Source organism: Streptomyces sp. JLBT605 (assembly GCF_058215555.1).
In genome coordinates this window covers 283,984-299,113 of the sequence record NZ_CM177087.1, presented here as the reverse complement: position 1 = coordinate 299,113, position 15,130 = coordinate 283,984, and the positions used below count along the sequence as shown (strand labels likewise).

The following is a 15,130-nucleotide window of genomic DNA, read 5'->3' as shown; positions in this document are numbered from 1 at the left end:
GTCGATGCCGCTGTCGTCCGATCGGTTGATGCGAGGATGGTCCCACCAGGTCAGGATGGGTGCGTATGCGCAGGTGAGGAGGGTTGGATGCACCACGAAGCCACGGCGGCGAGGGCGGCCGGAGGGCCCGCGCGGGCGGCATCCGCCCTCCTCGGCGCCGCCCGCGAGGAGACCACGACCCCCGGGGAGCGCCGGCTCGGACTCGTCATGCACGCCGCGTTCTTCCTCCTGCTCGGCGCCTCGGTGGCCCGGTTCCTCCTCCGCCACCCCGGCGATCCCGGCACCCCGTGGATCATCGCGCTTTCCGCCGTGCTGGCGCTGCTGTACGTGCTCGGCTCGGCCGCGCTCGCGCGTCCCACGCCCGGCCGCCTCGCCTGGCTGGCGGCGGTGGTGTCGGTCTGGATGGTCCTGGTGGTGCTCGCGCCGAGCTTCGCCTGGTGCGCGGTGCCGCTGTTCTTCACCGGGCTGCGCACGCTGCCCCCGCGCGCGGCGCTCGCCCTCGTCACGGTGCTCACCGCCTTCGTGGTGGCCGCGCAGCTCCAGCTGTCCTCCGGCGGCTTCGACCCGAACCTGGTCCTGGCGCCGCCCGCCGTCGCGGCGATCGCGGCCGCCGTCTTCGTCCACATGCGGCGCCAGGCCGACCGCCAGCGGCAGTTGATCGAGGACCTCCTCCGCACCCGGCGCGAACTGGCCGCCACCGAGCGCCGCGAGGGCACCCTCGCCGAGCGCCAGCGCCTGTCGATGGAGATCCACGACACCCTCGCCCAGGGCCTGTCCAGCCAGCAGATGCTGCTCCAGGCGGCCGACCGGGTGTGGGCGGCGGACCCCGGGGCCGCCCACCGCCATGTACGCACCGCCGCCTCGATCGCCGAGCGGAACCTCGCCGAGGCCCGCCGCTTCGTCCATGATCTGGCCCCCGCCGACCTCGCCGACGGCGGCAACCTGGCGGAGGCTCTGCGCGCCCTGGCCGCCCGCGCCTCGCAGGAGTCGGCGGGCCTGGTGGTCCGCTGCCATCTCGAGGGGACGCCGGCGCTCCCGCTGCCCGACCGGGTCGCCTCCGCGCTGCTGCGCATCGCTCAGGGCGCGCTGGCGAACGTCCGCGAACACGCCGGTGCCACCACGGCCACGCTCACCCTCACCCACCTCGGTGACCAGGTGGTCCTGGACGTGGCGGACAACGGCGGTGGCTTCCGCCCCGCGGCCGTGAGCACCCCGGCCGCGGGTACCGCGGCCGCCGGCGCCCCGGCAGCCGGGGTACGAGGCCACGGGCTGCCCGCGATGCACGCCCGGGCACGGCAGCTCGGCGGCACCCTGACCATCGAGTCGGCCCCCGGCGAGGGCACCGTCCTGTCCGCCGCGATCCCCCTGGAACCCCAGCCATGACCCAGGCCCCTGTGCGCATCCTGCTCTGCGACGACCACGCCGTGGTGCGTGCCGGGCTGCTCGCCGTGCTCGGCAGCGAACCCGACATCGAGGTGGTGGGAGAGGCCGGCAGCGGCGAGGAGGCGGTGGCCGCGGCCGCGAAACTCGGGCCGGACGTGGTGCTGATGGATCTCCAGCTCGGTCCCGGCATCGACGGAGTGGAGGCCACCCGGCGGATCTCGGCCACCGGCGTCCATGTGCTGGTGCTCACCACCTACGACACGGACGCCGACATCACCCGCGCCATCGCGGCCGGAGCCACCGGATACCTGCTGAAGGCCGAACGCCCCGAGGAGCTCTTCGCGGCGATCCGCTCCGCCGCCCAGGGCCGCACCACCCTGTCTGCGCCCATCGCCAGCCGCGTCATGAACCAGATGCGCGGCGCCGCCCGACCCGCGCTGACCGCCCGAGAACTCGACATCCTCGGCCAGCTCGCCCAGGGCCTGGGCAACCGTGAGATCGCCCGCGCGCTCTTCATCAGCCAGGCCACGGTGAAGACCCACCTGGGCCGGATCTACGACAAGCTCGGCGTCGACACCCGAGCCGGCGCGGTGGCGGTGGCGAAGGAGCAACGGCTGCTGCCCTGAGCCGAGGGCATGAGCCGGGAAAGCCGGCGCGAGAAGCGGGGAGGCCGTCGGCAGCCCGTGCCGACGGCCTCCCCGATGGGCGCCGTGCTCAGTTCACCGCGGTCAGCAGCTGCCGCCCGCAACCGGATTGAAGGCGCCGAGGAGCGGGTTGATGCTGTTCCCGCAGACGTTGATCGGGACACCGACCGGCACTTGGACGACATTGCCGCTGACCACGCCGGGGGAGCCGGCGACGCCGGCGCGGGCTGCGGGATCGGCGGAGGCGAGACCGGCGCAGCCCAGGACGCCGGCCACGGTCAGAGCGATGGCCACACAAGCGGTTCGAATTCGCATGCTCTCTCCCAGAACGGGTGACGTGACGGATCCACCATCACAGTCATCAGCGCCCAACTCGCCCCGATTCACCGAACCAGTGATGCACTGGACATATGGACGTATGTCACAACCGTCTCCGCCGGCGACGGCTCGGCCTTGGTCGGACGGTCCGATCGGGTGGGGTCCGTGCCGCCACGGACCCGCCCCCCGTCGGTCGGCGGGCACCGCAGCGGCGATAGAATCCGCTTGCACATACGGGGAATTGGGGAAAGGCGAGTCGGGTGAAGTCTCGCAGGGCGCTCATTCTGTCGGCCGTGGCGGCGGTCGTCGCAATCTCAGGCGCCGCGGTCATCTACTGGCAAGGATCCGGGAAGAGGAAAATCGAGGCCGCCCCTCACGCGGGAAATCCCGCCTGCGAAAAGGTGGTGTCCAAGCTCCCCTCGGACCTTCTGGGAGGCTCCCGCGAGGACACGGACCCGGCCGGCACCGCGGCCTGGGGGAGCAGGTCGATCGTCCTGCGATGCGGGGTGGAACCGCCGCTGCCGACGCCTGATCAGTGCGTCAGTGTGAACGGTGTGGACTGGGTCATCGACGAAGCCAGGCTCGACGAAGACGGCGTGAGGTCCGTGACGACATACGGGCGCAGCCCGGCCGTCGAAGTCACCTTCTTCGACGAGTCCCAGAGTGTGGGCGACGCGCTGGTGGATCTCACCGGCTCGGTCGAGCACATTCGCCAGAAATCCCCCTGCATCGAATGACCCGTGACGCCCGACGTCCTTTTCGGTCCCATGTGATCCCGTAGGGGATTCAGTCGCCCCGGGCCATCACCGCGCGCAGGAGCCCGGGGAAGGCTTCCTCGATCTCGTCGCGGCGCAGTGCGTTCATGCGCGAGGTGCCGGCGTAGTGCTGTCGGATGAGACCGGCCTCGCGCAGCACGTGGAAGTGGTGGGTGGCGGTGGACTTGCTGACCGGCAGCTCGATCGTGCCGCAGGCCAGATCCTGATCGGCGGCGTACAGCTCGCGGACGATCCGGCGGCGCACCGGGTCGACCAGGGCCTCCAGGACCCGCTGCAGGGTGACCGTCCGCATCTCCGGGTGGGGCGGGATGCGTTCCTGCCTGCTTCGCCGTGCTGTCGCCATCGGTCGTTCACCTCCCCCTGTATGGTACGACACTCATCGAAGTACGGCGCGCTTCAAAGTACGACGACTGTCGAAGTTTGACACCTGTCGTACTTTCCGCTTGGCTGAGGCACGACGGCGCATCCTCGGCGCCGCCGACGGCGATCGGAAGGGATGGGCGTGATGGTCAGGACGGTGCGGTTCCATGAACTCGGCGGGCCGGACGTGCTGCGGCTGGAGCATGCGGAGCTGGGCGAGCCCGGCCCCGGCGAGCTGCTGATCCGGGTGGACGCGATCGGCCTCAACCGTGCCGAGGTGCTCTTCCGCGGCGGCAACTACATCGAATCGGTCAGGGAGTTCCCCGCCCGGCTCGGCTCGGAGGCCGCGGGGGTGGTCGAGGCCATCGGCGCCGGTGTGGACGGCTTCGAGACCGGCCAGGCGGTCAGTGTGGTGCCCGCGTTCTCGATGAACGACTACGGCGTCTACGCCGAGCGCGCGATCGTCCCCGCCGCCGCGGTGGTGCACCGCCCCGACGGGCTCGGCGCGATCGAGGGCGCGGCGGTGTGGATGCCGTACCTGACGGCGTACGGGGCACTGGTGGAGGTCGGCGGCATGCGCGCCGGGGACACGGTGGTGCTGACCGCCGCCTCCAGCAGCGTGGGCCTGGCCGCGATCCAGATCGCCCACCGTGTCGGCGCGGTGCCCATCGCCACCACCCGCACCGGCGCCAAGAAGGACGCGCTGCTCAAGGCCGGGGCGGCCGAGGTGATCGTCACCGACGAGGAGGACGTTACCGGGCGCGTGCTTGACCTGACGGGAGGGCGGGGCGCCGAATTCGTCTTCGACGCCATCGCCGGTCCCGGCGTCGTGGGCCTGGCCAAGGCGGTCGCCCCCGGTGGCACCCTGTTCCTGTACGGGGCGCTCAGCGGCGAGGCGACCCCTTACCCGGGGTTCGAACTCGGCATGCCCGCACTGAACATGCGTACCTTCACCCTCTTCGAGACGACCGCCGACCCGCGGCGGCTGCGCCGGGCGGAGGCGTTCGTCTCATCCGGCCTGCGCAGCGGCGCCTTCCGGCCGGTCGTGGACCGTACCTTCGGCCTGGACGAGATAGCCGAAGCACACCGCTACATGGAGGCGGGCGCCCAGGTCGGCAAGATCGTCGTCACCGTCGACCACTGATCAGCGAGGATCGCCGACCACGGCGGGTCACTGATCTCCTTGCCTGGCCGGCAGTCGGTTCAGGCGTTGGGACGCTTGCCGTGGTTGGCCTTCTTCTTCTTGCGGGCGCGTCGTTTGTTGCCTCGCGTGGACATGGCGCACACCTTCCTCACCAGGACGTTCCATGCCTTCTTCGGGCCTTGGATCGAGTCTAGGTTCGGCGTTCGGCGTCCGCATCAGGTGCCCGTCCCCGACGCTCCTTCGCGTCGGGGACGGGCGGGTACTCCGCCACCCCGTCGACGGAAGATGATCATCACCCCGAGCGGTCGGCGTCCGCCGCGGCCAGCGCCGCCATGCCCTCCACGAGCCCGAACGGATCAGTGGGCACGCCCTCCACTCCGGCCTCTCCATAGGCTGCCGCGACCGCGGTGTAGACCCGCTCGGGGAACGCCCAGCCCGAGTGGAATTCCGCCATCACCTGCTCGGCCGCCCGGAGAAGAGGGGTGCCCGCCCGGGCGTGTTCCGTCGCGGCGGCGGCGATCCCGCTCAGCACGTCGCGGATGGCCACCACCTCCGCGCGCCCCACGACGGGACCGTGCCCCGGCACGAATATCGTCGCCCCGCTCGCCAGGATCCGGTCGAGCGCACGGATGTGACCGGACACGGAGCCGGACCACACGATCAGGTGCCCGCCCACGAAGAGCACATCCCCGGCGAAGACCACCCCTTCCCCGGGCACGTGCATGATCACGTCTCCGTGGGTGTGCGCCGGACCGATCTCCCACAGCTCCACCGCGGTCTCTCCCACCACCAGCTCCAGGCGATCGGAGAAGGTCCGTGTCGGCCCCACCACCTCGATGCCGGAGAAGTCGAACCGGCTGAAGTGTTCGTGGAGGTAGGCCATCACCGGAGTGGCCGGCGGTGCCTTGAGCAGCTCGGTCATCTGCTGCGGTGTCAGCTCGTGCGCCAGATGGTCGGCCGTCGTCGCGGAGGCGATGATCTCGGCCCCGGGCAGCAGCTGGTTCCCGAAGGTGTGATCGCCATTGGCGTGGCTGTTGACCACCGTGCGCACCGCGACGCCCGGCAGCTCGCGGCTGATCGATCCGAGCAGGGTCCGGGTCATCTCCAGCGTGTACTGGGTGTCGAACAGCAGGGCTTCCCCCTGTGACGCGACCAGACCGCAGTTGCTCAACCCCCACTCGCCGTCGGGCTGAAGGTAGGCGTGCACGCCGTCGCCCACCGCGTGCAGGCCGGCTTCGAACGGTACCTGTCGTGTGCGCACTGATGATCCTCTGCTCGGACGGATGGTGCGAACAGGCTAGGGGTGTCCGACGGGTCGCCGCGACGCCCCGGAGTCCGACGTGTGTTCGATTGGAGCGCGCAACGTCAGCGAGGCAGGCTGGACTCATGCGGTCGCTGTTCCGCTCACCTCCTCGCCCGGGAGACGGCGGTCACAGGAGGGTCCTGTTCACACTGGCGCAGTGTGTGCCCTTCGCGATCGCGCTGGTCGTGGTCGGCATCGAGCTCTCGCCCGCGCACGTCCTGGTCACCGGCCCGGTCCTGACCACGACGCCCGCGCTGGCCGCGCTGACCATGGGCCCGAGAGGCACTCTGGCCGCGGCCGCTGTCGCCCTCGGTGTCAACGCGACCACCGCCACCTACAACCACGCCTGGGGCACCCCGCAGGTCTTCGGCAACCTCCTGGGGCTGCTCCTGGTATCGGTGGCCGGCGTCACGATGAGTAACGCGGTGCGGGCGCGCAGACAGAGCGAGCTCGACCAGGTGCGCCGCATCGCCGTGGCGGCACAGGAGGTCATCCTGCGGCCCGTCCCCGCGCGGCTGGGCCCGTTGCGGGCGGCCAGCCTGTGCCTCGCGGCGGGGACCGGGGCACAGGTCGGCGGCGATCTCTACGAGGCCGTGCGGAGTCCGTTCGGCGTCCGGCTGATCGTGGGGGACGTCCGGGGCAAGGGGCTGTCCGCGGTCCGCGCGGTCGCGGTGGCGCTGGGCGCCTTCCGGGAGGCCGTGCACTATGAGTACGACCTGGTGGACGTCGTCAACCACTGCGCGGCAGCGCTGCGACGGGAGGTCGCCGTGCCGGGTGCCTACGACCAGGAAGTCCTCACCGAGGGGTTCACCACCGCGCTGCTGGCCCAGGTGCCCGACGAGCCCGTGGTGCAGCTGGTCAACCGTGGCCACCCGCCTCCGCTGGTGCTGCGCGACGGCCGGGTCCAGGCCCTGATGCCCACCACGCCCCTGCCGCCGCTGGGCCTGGAAGACCTCGTCACCGGCGGCCCTCCCGAGAAGCCCGAGAGCTATCCGTTCGCCCCCGGTGACCGGCTCCTGCTGTACACCGACGGCGTGATCGAGGCCCGGAATGCCGACAACGATTTCTTCCCGCTCCCCGAGGCCATGGAAGCGGCGCACACCCTGCCCCCGCCGGATTTCCTGGACGAGCTGCACCGGGCATTGCTCCGCCACACCCAAGGCCGTCTGGCGGACGATGTGGCGATGATCGTCGTCGACCGGCTCGAAGAAGGCGGCGCGAACGCCGCCTCCGCCGGTGCCGGGCCGCGGTGACCGCCCGCGGCGACGCGGCCTTCATCCGTCAGGCCCGGACGCGGCTTCAGGCGAGCAGCGCGGCGGCCGCCGCCAGCAGGTCCTCGTTGCGCCCGGTGACATCGCGCCTGGTCAACTGGTGCAGCTCGTCCGCCTGCACGCCGAGGTCCTCGAGCGGGACGTCGACGTTGCCGCGGGCCCGCGTGGCGCGGCGCAGTGCGACGCGGAACCCGGCGCCGCGCGGCAGCTCGCCGAGCAGCTCGGGCAGCCAGACGCGCAGCAGCTCGTGCGTCCACACGTTGGCGCCTCCGGCCCCGGTCCGCCGCGCGGTCCCGAGGACCGGACCGAGGCCGTTGTCCTGGAACCCGGCGGCGAAGATGTCGGCGGCCGAGTAGGAGAGCGCGTCGGTGATCAGGACCTTCGGGCCGGAGTAGCGCGGCAGTCCTGCGGTGATCGCCTCGGGATCGGTGAGCGGGAACCCTTGTGAGTACACCTCGCCGGTCTCCACGGCGGCGCGGATGGAGCTCGTCCAGGAGCGGAAGCCCGGGTTGGACCGGGCCAGCGTGAGCGCGGCGCGCGTGGTGGACAGCGAGAAGCTCACCGGGACGACGGGGTTGGTGCTCAGCACCTGCAAGGCGGACTCCGCGGCCGGGACGTGGCCTCCCGGGTTGCCGCGGATGTCCACGATCAGCCCTCCCGCGGGGGCGCGCGCCGCGATCCGGGCCACCTGCTCGGCGAACCGCCGCGCGCCGGGGACGTTGAAGGAGTAGATGCGCAGGTAGCCGTAGGCGCGGCCGCGAAGCCGCAGCGTCCGGTGGTCGAGGACGCTGCGGAGGGCACGCGCCGCCGAACGCCGCGCCGGGGCCGGCGCGAACAGCTCGCGCTTGATCTGGCGGGTGGCCTCGTTGCCCGCGTCGATGCCCAGGTTCGTCGCCAGCGTGGGGACGGGATCCTGCGCGCGCCCTGCGTGCCGCTCGGCGGCGCGCACGCGCCAGGGGATCCGCGTCTCGCGGCGGCGCCCGGCGCGGGTGCGGTAGGACAGCAGCACCCAGTGCTCGTCCGGCGGGGGACCGGTCCGCAGCGGGCGCAGCGCCAGCGACTCCAGCCCGCGCGCCAGGCGCGCGTCGAGGTTGGACCCCCCTTGGGCGGCCGCGTTGCGCTCGACCGCGCGCTCGATCGGCACCCCGTTCCAGGCTTCCAGCTCGGCGCCGACGTCGAAGCCCGCGTGCACGAGCGAGCGGTCGACCTTGGAGACGATGTGGTGCGGTGTCCCGTCGGGGTCCGTGTAGCGCTCGACGAGGAAGCCCAGGGTCGCCACCTGGCCGCGGTAGGGGTCGGGCAGCTGGTAGACGGTGTGCAGATCGCGCAGCCCCCGGAAGACGTCCGCCAGCTCGGTGTGGAACTGCGCTTCGCTGAGCGGCGGAAGGCGGCGCTCCAGCAGGCGCAGGCGCTGGACCGGGTCGATGGCGTGCATGGCCCGCTTCAGGGGGAGGTGGACGTAGAGCTCCTCGACCAGGACGCGGGCGGCGGACAGGAGCTGGTAGCGGGCCGCGAGCGGCAGAGGGTCGGCCTCCACCTGTGCCATGAACTCGTCGAGCCCGATGGAGTCCGGCAGGGACCGGGCGGGTCGCGCGACCTTCGGCCTCATGTGTAGTAGCCCGCCAGGTGCTGGAGCTGGGGAACACCGCCGCGCGCCACGGCGGCGAAGTAGGCCGCGTCGTGGGTCAGCGGGTCCAGGGGCGGGATGACCAGGTCCGGCGGGACCTCGCCGGCGGCGGCGAACGCGCCCACATCCCCTTCCGGCATGTCGCCGAAGAGTGCGAGCGGCGCGTCGGGATCGTCCAGCGGCCCGCCCCAGGCCGCGACCGCCTCCTGCGAGTCGCGCCAGGCCGCCACCGGGTCCTGGCGGACCCGTTCCAGCGCGCGCTTGACCCCGGGCCAGTCGAGCTGGGCGTCGGCCCGGTCCGGCTGACGCACCGCCACCCGGCGCTTGACCCCGGCCACCGTGATCGCGTCGGTGTCCGCCGCCCCGGCGGCGGTCATCAGCGACGGCGTCCCGTAGAACGGCCGGCCGCGCACCATCACCAGCCGTACGTGGCGCTCGGTCGCCTCGATCAGGTTGCGGTACGGGTCCTGGGCCGGGTCGTGGCGTTCGAGGACGAGCAGGTCCGCGGCGCCGCCGCGCTGCAGGCGTCCCACCTGCGGCCCCCAGGCGGTCGCCAGCGCGTCGCCGGGGTTCGCGGTGACCATGTCGCACAGGTCGCGGTCGCTGAAGTGCCCGTCGAGCTCGTGCCGGTTGACCGCGTCGGCGACCTTGAGCTCGCCGAGCACATGCTTGGTACCCGAGGGCGACCAGTCGGAGCCGAGCGCGATGCGCAGCCCCTTCCGGTCCGCCTCGAGGACGTCCGTCGTGTCGTGGTAGAGCCAGTAGTTGGAGAACGGCGACCAGACGACGGTGCCCTTCTCCCCGGCGTTCACGGCCGCCACCGCGTGTCGCCACTTGGCGAAATCGGCGGCGGTCAGCGCGGTGCCGTGCACGCCGATCAGGCCGGGCTTCAGGCACGGCTCGAGCTCCTCGAACTCCCGGTGGACGATCGACCCGGGCCTGCCCTCCGCGACGTGGTAGATCAGCACGCGCGTGCCGTCGAGCTGCGGCGCGCGCTCCTCGCGCAGCACCTCGGCGTCGAGCTGGAGCGCCGCGGTCATCACCATGTCGGCGCCCGCCGGCAGCTTCTCGTTGTCGATGATCCGCAGCAGCCAGCCGTCGACGGGGCGCGTCGAGTGAGGGGCGCCCTGGATCGAGGTGGTCCCGCCGATCAAAGCCTTGACCTCGACGTACTTGACCAGGGCCTCGGGCGCTGCCTGAGCGAGCACCTTGGCGGGCCAGGTCACCGAGGTGGAGTAGTCGGGCGGATGGTCCTCGTCCACCCAGCGGTCGTGGTGCGCGTAGGGGACACCGACCGCCTCCCACAGGGGGAGCGTGTTGTAGGCGATGTGGTTGTGGAGGTCGATCAGGCCGGGGAGGATCAGCGCGCCGGTGTCGATCCGCGGCGCGCCGGAGAACCCCGCGGGCGGATCCTGCCCCGCCGACCGCACCGCGGCCAGGCGGCCGTCATCGCCGACGTACACGGCGCCGGGGTCGAGGATCCGGTGGTCGCTGTCGAAGGTGACGACCGTGCCGAGCAGGACGAGCGCCATCAGGCCGGCGCCTTCCAGATCAGCGTGTGCCCGTCGTCCGGCGACGGGCGGCCGACGGAGTTCTGCCCCTCGCCGGGCTGGGCGCGCACCCAGGCGTCGTCGCCCAGGAACGCCGGCACGCCGAAGGGCAGGTCCCGGCGGGGGATCGCGCTGTAGTCGGACTCCTGGAAGACGCTGCCGTAGTTGGCACCGGTGTTGTCGCCGTCATCGTCCGGCGTGACGATCGAACGCAGTTGTGTGACCGCGGTCCGCCAGGCGTCCACCAGAGCCGTCTCGTCGTGGCTGGACGGATGGGGGACCTCGACGAGCGGGACCTGCGGCCGCGTGGTCCACAACCGCACCGCCTCCTGGGCCATGAACCCCATCGCGACGACGGCCTCCAGCGCCTGGTCCGTCGCCCGGTCGAAGACCTGGTTGCGCCACTGGCTCTGCGCCGGTTCGTCGAGCCGGTCCTTCATCGCCAGGGCCTGGCTCGGATGGACCGCGTACGCCCAGGCGTTGAGGCAGACGTAGGAGCGGGTCAGCCCGAGCTTGGCGAGGAAGCCCTGCACGCGCTGGCCGGCGTTGCCGACGAGGCTGCGCCCGGCGATCCGCTCGGTCGGCCCGGGGTCGGAGGCCACGATCAGCACGCGGGCCGAGCCGTCCAGCCGGCCCCGGTAGAAGACCGGCCCCCAGTCGAACCAGAACGCCTCCTCGACGGGCGGGTCGGGCACCTTCGCGAGCAACTCTGCGAACTGGGCCGTCGGCCCGCGGTCGAACTCCGGCATCGGTCCGCGCCTCCTCACCACTCGGTTTGCCGCGCGCCATCCACCTGGGTGTTCGAAATCAAGGGATCACCCGGCACCGGACCTCGCAATCCGGGCAGCCGCCAACTGGACCAAAGAGGGGCAGCGGCCGGCGCTACCCGTACGGCCGCTCCACGACTGGCAGCCGGAATCCGGCCCGAGGATGCTGGGCGTGTGGTCCAGCGCAACAGAGCGGGAGCGGGTACGTGAGGGCACCGGGCGCGCGGCGCACCACCCTCGGACGCTGGTGCCTGCGCCGCCTTCAGCTGCTGCCGCTCGCCGTGCTGGTGGCAGGCGTCCTCTTCGACTACAACACGTCCGGGCATGTCAGCGGAGAGGCCTTCTACACCGCCGCGCCGATGACCGCCGCCGCACTGCTGTCGCTGCGCGCGACGATCCTGGCGGCCCTTGGCGCCTGTGCCGCGGACATCGCGCTCCTCACCCACTTCGGCTTCATGGGGAAACCGGGCGGGCAGAGCGAGCTGGCGGCGGTCGTGACCGTCTCGGCGTTCGCCATCGTCGTCAACCGGCTCATGTACTACAGCAACCTGCGGTTGCAGTCGGCACGCAGAATCGCCCTCGCCGTGCAGCGCGCCGTACTGCCGAAGCTGCCGGCCTCGGTCGGGCCCCTGCGGATGGCCGTGCGCTACCAGGCGGCGGTGAAGGACGCACAGATCGGCGGGGACCTGTACAGCGCGCAGGACACCCCCTACGGCGTTCGCTGCCTGGTCGGCGACGTCCGGGGCAAGGGCATGGACGCGGTCAAGGTGGTGGACGTGGCCATGGGGGCGTTCCGGGAGGCGGTCGAGGAGGAACCCACCCTCGTGGGGATCGCGGCCAGGCTGGAGCGGGCGCTGCTGCGGGAGAAGGAGCGGCGGACCGGACCGGAGCGGATCGAGGGGTTCGTCACCGGCGTTCTCGTCGAGATCCCGCACCGCGGCGACGAACTGCGGCTGGTCAACCGCGGCCACCCGGCGCCTTTGCTGCTCCACGCCGGCCAGGTGCGCTCTGCCGAACCCTCCGAGCTGACGCTCCCCTTCGGGCTGGCGGAGCTGGGCGCCGGCCAGGGCCGGACCGACACGGTGCCCTTTCCCGCGGGCGCGACCCTCCTGCTGTACACCGATGGGCTGAGCGAGGCGCGGAACCGCGCGGGGGACTTCTACGACCCGCAGGCCAGGCTGGCCGGGCGCGATTTCCCGGGCCCGGACGCGCTGGTCGACGCCCTTCTCACCGAGGTCAGCCACCACACCGGCGGCCGCATCACCGATGACATGGCGCTGCTCGCGGTCACCCGGGAAGCAGGGTGAACCGGGTGCGGCAGTCACCTGCCGAGGGATATGCGGGTGGCACCGATCACAAGTGCGAGGAGAGTTCCGGTCATCTCCGGCCAGCTGTTTTCGTGTGAAATGCATCCGTCTGGCGCGAAGCTTTTCAATCCGGTTCGAGAACCGGTTGCGGGATGCTCAATTCCGCTGAAACGAAACCGGTTCCCCGGTTTTTGCTAAACGAGAATGTTGCTTTTTGCTGGTCCTTACGGGAGTTGTCCAGGCGTCTTGGCGATCGCTCGTAGTAGATAAACGGACCAATTCCAGCCCTGCGGGGAAATATGCCGGAGGCTGGACGACTGATCACGCCCGTGAAAATCTTGAGACTGGTTTTGTCGGGGAGTCGCTCGGGGCGATTGAGGCCGGCTGGAAAACGGGTTGAAACCGGCGCCGAAAAGGGAATCGGGTCGCGCGCCCGCTGAACCCATGCGGCACCACCGTGCCTCTGGCCTCCTTGACCGCATGGGCCGCACGGACGAGACCGACGCCTTCGGCCTGCCGGCGATGACGAGCGCCTTCGCCAACTCCCCCCACATTCAGGAAGGTTGTCCATGACACACGGCGTGTTCCAGGCGCCCCGTGAGGCGCCCGGGCGGGACAGGGTGCCCGCCCCCGGTCTCTCCCGGCTGCCCTCGCTCACCGGACTGCGGTTCCCCGCCGCGCTCCTGGTCTTCTTCAGCCATGCCGGAATGCCCCTCCCTCAGGTGCGCCTCTTCGAAGACGACCAGCTCGCCGTCGACATCAACAAGGCCACCGAGAAGGCCGGCTCGCTGGGCGTCGCTTTCTTCTTCGTCCTCAGTGGCTTCGTGCTGACCTGGTCCGCCCGTCCGCACGACACGGCCCGGGCCTTCTGGCGCCGCCGGTTCGTCAAGATCTACCCGAACTACGTGATCACATGGGTTCTGGCGATGACCCTCTTCGCCTCCGCCTACACCCCGACCCGAGTGGCGCTAGCGAACCTCTTCATGGTCCACGTGTGGGTGCCGGACTTCGAATACCTCCTCAGCGTCAACCTGTCGAGCTGGTCGCTCGCCTGCGAGCTCGTCTTCTACGCCTCCTTCCCGCTGCTGCACCGGGTCTTCGCGCGCATCGACCCCGCACGGCTGAAGTACTGGATCGGCGGGACGCTCACGGCGATCATCCTCACGCCGCTGTTCACCTACAACGTGCTGCCCGACTCGCCGGCCATCCAGCTCGACACCTCGGCGTCGGCGGATGCCTCGGTGAAGCAGATGTGGTTCTCCAACTGCCTCCCGCCGGTGCGCATGCTGGACTTCGCGCTCGGCATGCTGGTGGCGCACGCGGTGCTCAACGGGCGCTGGCGCAACATCGGCGTCATGTGGTCGAGCGCGCTCCTGGCGGGCAGCTACTGGCTCTCCCAGAACTCGGACATGCTCTACGCCCAGCGCGCCACCTCCATCATCCCGATCACCCTGCTGATCGCGGCGGCCGCGATCGCGGACATGAAGGGCGAGTTCACCGTCCTTGGCAACCGCACCATGGTCTGGCTCGGCGAGATCTCCTTCGCCTTCTACCTCCTGCACACCATCGTGCTCATCTACGGCCGCAAGCTCCTGGGGCACGACCTCTACTCCACCCCCGTGGCCATCGCCCTGGTGGCCGTGCTGCTCGCGGTGACCATCCTGGCGTCCTGGGCGCTCTACGCACTCGTCGAGCGGCCGGTCACCCGCCGCTGGTCCACACCCCGGCGGGCCAAGGCCGCGGCAGCGCTCTGAGCGCGCGAGCCGGCCCAGCAGGGCGACGTCGGCGTCCCCGTCGGCGAGCCCGGCGCTCGGGTCCGACCAGGCGGCCTGCCGCATGTCCGCCCGCCGGCCCGGCCGGCGCCGGGCGAACTCCGCGATGATTTCCCTGCCCGATTCCGGGCAGGGAAGCGGCGATTGATGGTCCCGGCACACTACAGTGCCCAGCCATGATCACTGCCTCCGCACTGGGGTCCTTCGCGCTGATCGTGGGACTCCTGACCCTCACACCCGGACTCGACACCGCCCTGATACTGCGCACCGCCGCACTGGGCCGCCGCAGACGCGCCTGGGGCGTCGTCCTCGGCATACAGACCGGCACCCTCGTCTGGGGCGTGCTCAGCTCGCTCGGTATCACCGCGGTACTGACCGCCTCCCACCTCGCCTACGCGGTACTCCGCTGGGCGGGCGCGGCGTACCTGGTGTGGATGGGAGGCCGGATCCTGGCGTCGACGCTGCGCCGGCGGTCTCCGACCGACCCCGCCCGGACCGACGCCGCGCCCGAGCCGGACGCCGGCGACAGCTTCCGCAGCGGCTGGCGCCAGGGCACCTGGACCAACCTGCTCAACCCCAAGGTGGGCGCCTTCTACATGGCCGTGCTGCCGCAGTTCGTACCGGCCGGGGCTCCGCACCTGGCCACCGGCGTCCTGCTGGCCGGCGTGCACATCCTGCTCGCCTCCCTCTGGTCGGGCGTGCTGCTCGCCTTCGCCCGGGCGCTCCGCGGCACCCTCCGCCGCCCCTCGGCGCGCCGGATCCTCGACCGGATCAGCGGCACGGTCATCGCCGGCTTCGGTGTCCGCCTCGCCCTCGCCGACTGAGCATGATCGAAATGCGCGGTGCGCTTCGACGTGTGAGGCTGGCCGCGGCCGATCCCCCAGATAGAGATCGTCACGGCAGGAGGC

The 15,130-nt window shown here is 71.4% G+C and carries 15 protein-coding genes and 1 pseudogene; 8 read left to right on the top strand and 8 right to left on the bottom strand.

Annotated elements, in window-relative coordinates:
* Positions 1-87 precede the first annotated feature (87 nt).
* Complete coding sequence (locus AC4BDD_RS01590) at positions 88-1,383, top strand: sensor histidine kinase (protein WP_490689136.1); 1,296 nt, start codon at positions 88-90, stop codon at positions 1,381-1,383.
* On the top strand, positions 1,380-2,009 hold the full coding sequence (locus AC4BDD_RS01585) for a response regulator (protein ID WP_490689135.1): 630 nt from the start codon (positions 1,380-1,382) through the stop codon (positions 2,007-2,009). Before AC4BDD_RS01590 ends, AC4BDD_RS01585 begins: the two co-directional genes overlap by 4 nt.
* Positions 2,010-2,111: 102 nt before the next feature.
* Here the strand turns inward: AC4BDD_RS01585 and AC4BDD_RS01580 are convergent, their stop codons facing one another.
* A complete protein-coding gene (locus tag AC4BDD_RS01580) occupies positions 2,112-2,342 on the bottom strand; it encodes a chaplin (protein WP_490689134.1) in 231 nt (76 codons plus the stop codon).
* Positions 2,343-2,638: 296 nt separating this feature from the next.
* Here AC4BDD_RS01580 and AC4BDD_RS01575 point away from each other — a divergent pair, with 296 nt between their 5' ends.
* Positions 2,639-3,082 carry a DUF3515 domain-containing protein gene (locus AC4BDD_RS01575; protein WP_490689133.1) on the top strand — a complete coding sequence of 148 codons (444 nt, stop codon included), beginning with the start codon at positions 2,639-2,641 and terminating at the stop codon, positions 3,080-3,082.
* A 49-nt stretch (positions 3,083-3,131) separates the two neighbouring features.
* On the opposite strand, the gene AC4BDD_RS01570 is transcribed toward AC4BDD_RS01575, so the two are convergent.
* Complete coding sequence (locus AC4BDD_RS01570) at positions 3,132-3,464, bottom strand: ArsR/SmtB family transcription factor (RefSeq protein ID WP_490689132.1); 333 nt, start codon at positions 3,462-3,464, stop codon at positions 3,132-3,134.
* 162 nt (positions 3,465-3,626) lie between these two features.
* Here AC4BDD_RS01570 and AC4BDD_RS01565 point away from each other — a divergent pair, with 162 nt between their 5' ends.
* Positions 3,627-4,625, top strand: a complete 999-nt coding sequence (locus AC4BDD_RS01565) for a zinc-dependent alcohol dehydrogenase family protein (protein ID WP_490689131.1) — start codon at positions 3,627-3,629, stop codon at positions 4,623-4,625.
* Positions 4,626-4,684: 59 nt separating this feature from the next.
* Here AC4BDD_RS01565 and AC4BDD_RS01560 read toward each other — a convergent pair whose 3' ends face one another.
* Positions 4,685-4,759 carry a 50S ribosomal protein bL37 gene (locus tag AC4BDD_RS01560; protein ID WP_411977145.1) on the bottom strand — a complete coding sequence of 25 codons (75 nt, stop codon included), beginning with the start codon at positions 4,757-4,759 and terminating at the stop codon, positions 4,685-4,687.
* 158 nt (positions 4,760-4,917) lie between these two features.
* Positions 4,918-5,886, bottom strand: coding sequence for an MBL fold metallo-hydrolase (locus tag AC4BDD_RS01555; protein WP_490689130.1), 969 nt, complete (start codon positions 5,884-5,886; stop codon positions 4,918-4,920).
* Positions 5,887-6,089: 203 nt separating this feature from the next.
* Between AC4BDD_RS01555 and AC4BDD_RS01550 the strand changes: the two genes are divergently transcribed.
* Entirely contained in the window at positions 6,090-7,181 is a 1,092-nt protein-coding gene (locus AC4BDD_RS01550; protein WP_490689129.1) for a PP2C family protein-serine/threonine phosphatase, read from the top strand.
* A 46-nt stretch (positions 7,182-7,227) separates the two neighbouring features.
* On the opposite strand, the gene AC4BDD_RS01545 is transcribed toward AC4BDD_RS01550, so the two are convergent.
* The 3 genes from AC4BDD_RS01545 to AC4BDD_RS01535 are packed head-to-tail and all read right to left on the bottom strand — an operon-like array spanning position 7,228 to position 11,125.
* Positions 7,228-8,808, bottom strand: coding sequence for a S41 family peptidase (locus tag AC4BDD_RS01545; protein WP_490689128.1), 1,581 nt, complete (start codon positions 8,806-8,808; stop codon positions 7,228-7,230).
* Entirely contained in the window at positions 8,805-10,358 is a 1,554-nt protein-coding gene (locus tag AC4BDD_RS01540; protein WP_490689127.1) for an amidohydrolase family protein, read from the bottom strand. The genes AC4BDD_RS01545 and AC4BDD_RS01540 overlap by 4 nt, the downstream gene beginning before the upstream one ends.
* Positions 10,358-11,125, bottom strand: a complete 768-nt coding sequence (locus AC4BDD_RS01535; protein WP_490689126.1) for a uracil-DNA glycosylase family protein — start codon at positions 11,123-11,125, stop codon at positions 10,358-10,360. The genes AC4BDD_RS01540 and AC4BDD_RS01535 overlap by 1 nt, the downstream gene beginning before the upstream one ends.
* Positions 11,126-11,349: 224 nt before the next feature.
* On the opposite strand from AC4BDD_RS01535, the gene AC4BDD_RS01530 reads away from it, so the two are divergent.
* Positions 11,350-12,450: a PP2C family protein-serine/threonine phosphatase gene (locus AC4BDD_RS01530; protein ID WP_490689125.1), complete on the top strand. Its 1,101-nt coding sequence runs from the start codon at positions 11,350-11,352 to the stop codon at positions 12,448-12,450.
* A gap of 569 nt (positions 12,451-13,019) precedes the next feature.
* Positions 13,020-14,204 (top strand): acyltransferase family protein, encoded by a 1,185-nt coding sequence (locus tag AC4BDD_RS01525; RefSeq protein WP_490689124.1) that lies wholly within the window; start codon positions 13,020-13,022, stop codon positions 14,202-14,204.
* 15 nt (positions 14,205-14,219) lie between these two features.
* Here the strand turns inward: AC4BDD_RS01525 and AC4BDD_RS01520 are convergent.
* Positions 14,220-14,348, bottom strand: a pseudogene (locus AC4BDD_RS01520) (LysR family transcriptional regulator); the annotation flags it as partial.
* Positions 14,349-14,398: 50 nt separating this feature from the next.
* On the opposite strand from AC4BDD_RS01520, the gene AC4BDD_RS01515 reads away from it, so the two are divergent.
* Positions 14,399-15,046, top strand: coding sequence for a LysE family translocator (locus tag AC4BDD_RS01515; RefSeq protein WP_490689123.1), 648 nt, complete (start codon positions 14,399-14,401; stop codon positions 15,044-15,046).
* Positions 15,047-15,130: the final 84 nt, after the last annotated feature.